The 7,607-nt window shown below is 49.6% G+C and carries 5 protein-coding genes; 1 reads left to right on the plus strand and 4 read right to left on the minus strand.

All coding sequences use genetic code 11. The features are described from left to right. From L7E55_RS17160 to fabF, 4 genes are all read right to left on the minus strand, one after another. On the minus strand, positions 1–1,351 hold a 1,351-nt coding region (locus L7E55_RS17160), incomplete at its 3' end, for an aldehyde ferredoxin oxidoreductase N-terminal domain-containing protein (protein WP_277445583.1). A gap of 823 nt (positions 1,352–2,174) precedes the next feature. Next, complete coding sequence (locus tag L7E55_RS17165) at positions 2,175–4,259, minus strand: DNA topoisomerase III (RefSeq protein ID WP_277445584.1); 2,085 nt, start codon at positions 4,257–4,259, stop codon at positions 2,175–2,177. Positions 4,260–4,358: 99 nt separating this feature from the next. After that, on the minus strand, positions 4,359–4,700 hold the full coding sequence (locus L7E55_RS17170; RefSeq protein ID WP_277445585.1) for a class I SAM-dependent methyltransferase: 342 nt from the start codon (positions 4,698–4,700) through the stop codon (positions 4,359–4,361). 17 nt (positions 4,701–4,717) lie between these two features. After that, positions 4,718–5,950, minus strand: a complete 1,233-nt coding sequence (fabF, locus tag L7E55_RS17175) for a beta-ketoacyl-ACP synthase II (RefSeq protein ID WP_277445586.1) — start codon at positions 5,948–5,950, stop codon at positions 4,718–4,720. 124 nt (positions 5,951–6,074) lie between these two features. On the opposite strand from fabF, the gene L7E55_RS17180 reads away from it, so the two are divergent. After that, a partial coding sequence (locus L7E55_RS17180; RefSeq protein WP_277445587.1) for a class I adenylate-forming enzyme family protein occupies positions 6,075–7,607 on the plus strand: 1,533 nt, incomplete at its 3' end.

A 7,607-nucleotide genomic window follows, 5' to 3' on the forward strand; every position in this document is an offset into this window, starting at 1 on the left:
AATACATGAGGTAATAAATGGGGTTCAGCATGCCCAGCTTGAGGGGCGCCTGCTCCTGTTTTCTGATGTTGTTATGCGCAAACGCGTCCGCGCCGTTGCCAATCTTGAGGGCCGCCCAATAAGTGCCATCGGCCAGAATATCGCCGATACCTTCCCGCCGGACGATTCTGTCCAGCAGCCAGTAAAATCTCTCCGCGTTGCCTTCCGGGCATCCTTCAAAGTCCTTTTCAGTCAAAATGCCGGCTTCCAGAAGCTCAACGGCGAAAGCCATAACCTGCGGGCCCGAGAATCCGTCGATGCCATACTCCGTGGCGCGCTGGGCGATTCTAAAGCCAAACTCCAGGTCGTCCACATAGGCCCCCATCGCATAAGTAAGCTTGGTGAAGCATTTCATCATGTATCTTGAGACTCCCGGGACGGAAATCAACGCGCCGCATTTCAGCGGACAGTTATAGCAGCTGATTAAGCGCGTCCGCACACCTAATTGGGTCTTAGTCCACTGTTCTTCAATTTCCGGGGTCCAGAAGCCTTTCCTGCGTTGGCGGGCGTTTCCCCACATGAAATTCTCGGTGTGCCACCTCTCGTCGCATTCCAGCATCTCCTGCGGCGACCCGAGAATGGCCACGATGGGTATCATTCCGGGAACCGGGTTGGCTTGCCGCCACATGGCATATTCCAGCGCCCACTCGCTAAGCTTAACGAGTTCCTCAGGCTTGTAAATGTTGATGTCCTTTGTTCCGCGGACAGCTATCGCCTTTAACCCTTTGTCTCCCATGACGGCGCCCAGCCCTTGCCGGCTGGCGCTGGACCTGCCTTGTTCAATGGAAGCGAAAAAGACCCGGTTTTCACCGGCCAGGCCGATGGCGGCCACGTGGGCTCTCGGCTCGTTCAATTCCTTTTTAATCAGTTCTTGGGTTTCAACAGCGCCTTTTCCTGCCAAATGAGACGCGTCGCGTATTTCTACTTTGTCATTGTTAATCCACAAATAAACCAGCTTGGGGGACTTGCCGCGGATGATCACTTTGTCATAACCGGCATACTTCAATTCAGGCGCAAAAAATCCCCCCATCATTGAATACGCCACATACTGCGTCTGGGGAGAAATCGTGGTGATCATGGTGCGGTTAGCGCCGGGAGCAGGTGTGCCGCATAAAAGACCGGTGCTGAATATAAGCAGGTTGTCAGGAGAAAACGGTTCGGTTTCAGGGGGAACCCTGTCCCACATTATCTTCATGTTGGTGCCTAGTCCCCCGATATGTTGTTCGGTCCATTTCGGGTCGGTTTCTACCTTCTCGATGTTTCCTGTTGATAAATCAACTTCTAAATTAAACCCTGTCTCTGCGTACCTCATTTTCAATCCCCTCTGTCTATCTTTTTAGGCCATAAGGGTACCTCCGCTCCGCAGCCATGGCCTTTAGCCGCGCAGGTTGTTCATGTTTGTCGCGCCTTTGACGGTCCACCGTTGTGGGTTTAAATAGTTGTGAGCTTAAATATTATTATAATTTAAAAAATAATTAATAAAATAACTAGAAAGGATGAAAAAAGCCAACGGTGAACTAACCTCGGGTTAATTCTTAAGGATTAGATGCCGGCAACAAATCGAAACCGATCAAATTCTTCACAAGCCTCACAACCCAATTCTCGTCTTTGCAGGGTAACGAGCCGCATGTTCACTACCAGACTAGTGATTGATACTAAGGCGCATTATTTGTTGTATTTTATACTCACCTCCATTTTAGTAAATACAAAATCAACTAACTAAATGTTGGTGACGTAATGCTACTTTCGCCCCGCTATCACTCCTTAAAATAGCGCTAAAAGCATGTCCAACAATGAGGTTTATAGGACCTCCGATTGTAATTATACTAATTTATTAATTATTATACAATATTTTTTCCCCCAGTAAAAATTTCATCTCCCAACTCAAAATCACCTCTAATGTAATCCAAAGGATACTTATCCACAAATAATGGAAAGCATAACGATGTCAATGATTTTTTTGGGTTTTATATAATTATATCTAATTATTTTGAAGCTGTTTCTTCCTCCCGAACAAAAATAAGCCGCAGCCTTCGCGAGGACGAAAGCTGCGGCTTTCCGCGGTACCACCCCGATTGGTTACATAGAAGCATATTCTCGGGTTCATTGACTATTGACTATTGACTACTGACTACTTATTTATCATCCTTGGCGGCGCGTTTTTCCTCTAAAGCAGCCTTTAACATTTCGCCTATATTTTGCGTGATAGAACCCTGATCGCTGTAGCGGGCAATTAATTTTTGATTGATTCTGCCGGCATTTTTCGAACTTTTAAAAACCCCAAAGTCATCTTGTTTTTCCGGCTGCCGGTATCCGCAAGCCCGGTCCGGACAAACCAGCATCTTTCCCCTTTTGCCGTTTACCAGCAACAAATACTTGCCGCAAAGAGGACATTTGGTTTTTGAGATATTATCGGCTTTATATACAGAAGTATCCGCAATGACGCTTTTCACCAACTCCAGGGCATTTTGCCTGATGCCTGCCATAAAGTCTTCTTTACTGTCCTTGCCCTTGGCGATATTGGCCAGTCTCTGTTCCCACTGGGCTGTTAATTCCGGTGTTTTTAAAGCCGGGGAGACCAGATTTATCAACTGCAATCCCTTAGAAGTAGGAGCCAGTTCTTTGCCTTGCCGCTCAATATAATTATTGTACAGCAATTTTTCGATAATTTCGGCCCGCGTGGCCGGCGTTCCCAACCCGCTTCCTTTCATAGATTCACGCAACTCTTCATCTTCAATAAATTTGCCGGGGTTTTCCATCGCCGTTAGCAGCGTGGCCTCAGTATAGCGGGCGGGCGGCTTGGTTTTTGACTTGTTTATTTTGCAGCTTTTGACTTGTTTTTGCTCACCCTTACTGTACATAGCCAGAGTTTGCTCGGGCAAAACATCGTCATTTGACGCTTCTTTGTCCGCCGTTTTAGCGGATACGGCCCGCCAGCCCGGATCTTTAACCACCTTGCCGCTGGAGTAAAAATGTTCGCCGTTTACCACCGTGGTCAGCGTCGTCTGGCCGTATCGGTAAGGAGGGTATAAAACAGCGATGAACCGCCTGGCGATCAGGTCGTAAAGGTTTTTTTCCTCCGCCGACAAGGCCGCTAGCTGCAGCAGTTGGCCGGTGGGAATGATGGCATGGTGGTCGCTGACTTTGCTGTTGTCCACAAAGCGTTTCGTCGGCTCCAAAGTCTTTTGCAGGAGCGGCTTGACCAGCGCGGCGTACGGGCCGGCGGCAATGCTCCTTAGCCGGGCCGGCAAGGTAGGCACAATGTCTGTGGTAATATAACGGGAATCGGTCCGCGGGTAGGTGACCAGCTTGTGCCTCTCATATAAATCTTGCAGCACGGATAGGGTTTTTTGCGCTGAAAATCCATACCGTTTATTGGCGTCCCTTTGCAGTTCCGTCAGGTCGTAAGCCAGAGGAGGCGGCTCACTTTTGCTCTCTGTGCGGACTTCTTTGATCACCCCCGGGTGACCTTTAATTTTATTGATTATTTCTTCGGCCTTTGGATAGCTGAATATCCTGTTTTTCCCGGCCGGGTCCCGCCAGTCGCCAAAATAGTCCCCGAAGTCCGCCCGGACAGTCCAGTAGTCCACCGGGACGAATTGTTTTATCTCAGCCTCACGGTTCACAATCATTGCCAGCGTGGGAGTCTGCACCCGGCCGGCGGTCAACTGGGCATTGAACTTGCAAGTCAAAGCACGGGTCACATTCAACCCGATCAGCCAGTCGGCCTGCGCCCGGCAAACAGCCGCGTTATACAAATTATCGTAAGCAGGCCCGGCTTTTAATTTGGCGAAACCTTCCCTGATGGCGTCATCTGTCTGGGAGGAAATCCACAAGCGCTTAAACGGCTTCTTCCAGTTGGCCAGAATCATAATCCACCTTGCCACCAGTTCGCCTTCCCGCCCGGCGTCGGTGGCAATCACCAATTCACTGATATCTCCCCGTTTCATCAGATTTCTGACAACCTGAAACTGGTGGGAAGTTTGTCTGATTACTTTTAATTTCATACTGGCAGGAAGCATCGGCAGGTCTTCCAGGTTCCATTGCTTATACTTACTGTCATAATCCTCCGGTTCAGCGAGAGCAACCAGGTGCCCCAGCGCCCAGGTCACTACATATCGCGGCCCTTCCAGAAAGCCCTTATTCTTGCCGGTGCACTTCAACACCCTGGCAATTTCTTTAGCCACGCTGGGCTTTTCCGCCAGAACAAGCGATTTCATTTTATCTCCTCTGTCCTATTAATTAATAATTGCCATACCATTATAGTACAATTGTTCTCCACAAAAAAGCTTAATATTATTATGAAGTTTGCTCAGCCTTCAACTTTTCTTCTTTCCAAGAATGATCGTCAAATCCATGGTAATATTATTTATTCCAATATCAAGAACCTCTTGAATCTTCTCATCCGTGGCTCCCCATGATAAAGGAGTCATTTTTACAAGATGTTCAATATTCTCTTTTACTGCCATGCTATAGAGTACTTGCCGCGCATCCAATATAGTAAAATTATTGCCGAATAGCTCTACAACCCGCTCATTTGAATATGTTTGCTTATCAGTTTTATCATAAAAAGCGCTTCTCAGTTCTTTAAGATAATAATTTCCCGGAACGACCTTGACGAGTATTCCATCCTCTTTAATAATCCTATTAAATATAATCACTCATTCTTAACAATCTGCTATTCATATTTCTTAACCAGCAGGCTGGCGTTCTGTCCTCCAAAGCCGAATGAATTGGACATAGCTACTTGTACCTTTTTCTGCCTGGCGGTGTTGGGCACGTAATCCAAGTCGCACTCCGGGTCGGGATTTGAATAATTGATTGTTGGAGGGATCAAGTCTTCCCGAATGGCTTTCACACATGCGATAAGTTCGGTTACTCCGCCGGCGCCCATCAAGTGTCCGGTGGCTCCTTTGGTGGAACTGACCGGTATCCGGTAGGCCCTCGGGCCGAAAACTTCTTTGATCGCCTTGGTCTCCACTTGATCACCCAAGACAGTTGATGTACCATGCGCGTTGATATAATCCACTTCTTCCGCCGAAATGCCGGCGCTCTCCAGGGCTTTACGCATGCAGTATATCTCTCCGGCAGCGTCGGGCGCCGGAACAACAGTGTGGTAGCCATCGCCGCAACGGCCGTAGCCGGCCAACTCGGCCAGTACATGCGCCTCCCGCCGCACCGCGTGTTCAAGGGTCTCGATGATCAAGACACCCGCCCCTTCTCCCATAACAAAGCCGTCACGGTCCCGGTCAAACGGGCGGGACGCCTGCCCGGGGTCATCATTGCGGCAAGAAAGCGCTTTTGCCGAGCAGAGCCCGGCGAGCATCAACAGGCAGAACAACGACTCAGCCCCACCGGCAATCACCACATCAGCTTCGCCTCTTTTTAGCATGTGCATGGCATTCCCCACCGCGTCCGATCCGGAAGCGCAAGCAGTGGTTACCGTAAGATTGGGACCTTTAATCCCATAGCGTATCGCCACCTGACCGGCAGCCAAGTTCGTCAGGAACTTAGGCACAAAGTGAGGGCTGATGCGCGAACCGTTCATTAACCTGGCCTGTTCTCCGGCAACGGTGATAATACCGCCTATTGCCGTCCCGAACACCACACCGACACGAAAAGGGTCCTCCCGGGAAAGATCAATCCTGCTGTCCTCAACCGCCATTTGGACAGCTGCCAAGGCAAACTGAATGAAGCGGTCAGTTTCGCGGACAAGCTTAGCCGGCATAAATTCGCCTGGAACAAATCTCTTGACTTCCGCTCCAATCTGACACTGTACCGGCGAAGCGTCCAACAGGGTGAGCCTTTCTATGCCGCACTTTCCCTTGATCAACCCCTCCCAGTAGGCTTCAGTTCCTATACCCAGGGGAGTTACCGCCCCCATGCCGGTAATAACTATTTTATCACACAACTGGGTCCCCTCCTGTTATAGTTAATAAATTTTAATCTTCTATATTAAAGTGACCTTATTTGCCTTTACTTTAATATTTTACCAAAATATAATATAAAATAAAAGCTTGATGGAGAGGGTATCTATGAACAGCATCACTCACACTAATACTTTCAGGGATCTTTTCGAGAACAACTTCACCTATCTCAACGGTTTTTTGCGAAATGTAGGCCGTTTTCCACAAAAGAACGCCCTGACCTGTCCGATAAGAAAAAAAAGCTGGACTTACCTGCAACTCAACGGCGAATGCAACAGGTTGGCCCACGCTCTTCATGCTGACGGGCTTAAAAAGGGTGATGTGGTTGTTTACCAGCTTTTGAATTCAGCTGAATTTATTTTTTGCTACCTTGCGCCTCAAAAAATAGGAGCGGTCAACTGCCCGATCAATTTCCGTCTTTCTCCAGGCGAGACCGCTTATATTCTTGATGAAAGCAAGCCGGCTGTTTACGTTTTCGACGAAGAAATCAGGGACAAGGCTGAGAAAGCCCTGGACATGGCCAGGCACAAACCACGCCGGGTGGTGATGGTGGAATTCCGCGGCAAAGAAAAACCATTTGACGGTTCCATCACCTACAATGAATACGTCAAAGACCGGCCGGAAACCGACCCCGGCATCGCACAACCCACCAGTATATACGATGAAACCACCCGGCTGTACACTTCGGGCACCACCGGCATGCCCAAGGGTGTGCCCTTAAACAATATTAACGAAATATTCACGGCTCATGACGTGATCATGCACTTCCCGCTTAACCAAACGGACAAGACTATGAATATGAGCCCCTGGTTTCACCGCGGAGGCCTGCACTCCGGCGGCCCTTGCCCCACCCTTTACGTGGGAGGCGAGGTGGTGGTGCTGAGGCAATTCAACCCCAGAGTGTGCCTTGACCACGTGGAAAATTACGGCCTCACCTTCCTAATCGGCGCGCCGCCGATGCTGAAGCTGCTGCACGACCTGCAGGTCAAGGAATCCAGAAACCTAAAAACAATTAAAGGAATTGTTACCATGGGAGCCCCCCTGGAAAGGGAAGCCTGCATCAGCTTCCAAAAGGTGCTTACTCCCAATATCTACAACGGTTACGGAACCACGGAAGCCTTCTGGAACACCTTCCTGCGGCCGTTCGACCTGCCGGAGATGGCGGGGTCCGCGGGGCGCTCCTGCACCGACGACGAGGCGGCGGTGGTCAAGGTCTACCCGGACCGGAGAGCCGAGCCGGACGACTTTGTGGCGAAAGACAACCAGGAAGTCGGTGAAATAATCATCAAGTCGTACGCTAAGTGTTCTTACGGTTATTTCAATAGCCCGGCCGAGGAAGAAAGGGTTTTTTACAAGGGGTGGATATACATCGGCGACCTGGGAACCTGGAATGAGGATAATTACATCACCGTGGTGGGAAGAAAGGACGACATGATCATCTGCGCGGGGGAAAACATTCACCCGGTGCAGGTGGAAGAAATACTCAACGAACACCCCAAGGTGAAAGAGTCCGCGGTGAGTAGCCCAGGGGAATCTCACCCCCAGGCCCTCTCAGAACCGGACGTGAACCTCTCAGCTCATCCGGCTCCCATTATCCAGCCCCAGGAAAAATTCCCATTTGCCAGTGTACGAACAGTTTTG

Source organism: Pelotomaculum isophthalicicum JI, assembly GCF_029478095.1.
Taxonomy (GTDB): Bacteria; Bacillota; Desulfotomaculia; order Desulfotomaculales; family Pelotomaculaceae; genus Pelotomaculum_D; species Pelotomaculum_D isophthalicicum.

Bases quoted from the DNA above. Each gene is read 5' to 3' on its own strand.
- L7E55_RS17165 (WP_277445584.1), bottom strand. From the start codon at position 4,259: ATGAAATCGCTTGTTCTGGCGGAAAAGCCCAGCGTGGCTAAAGAAATT.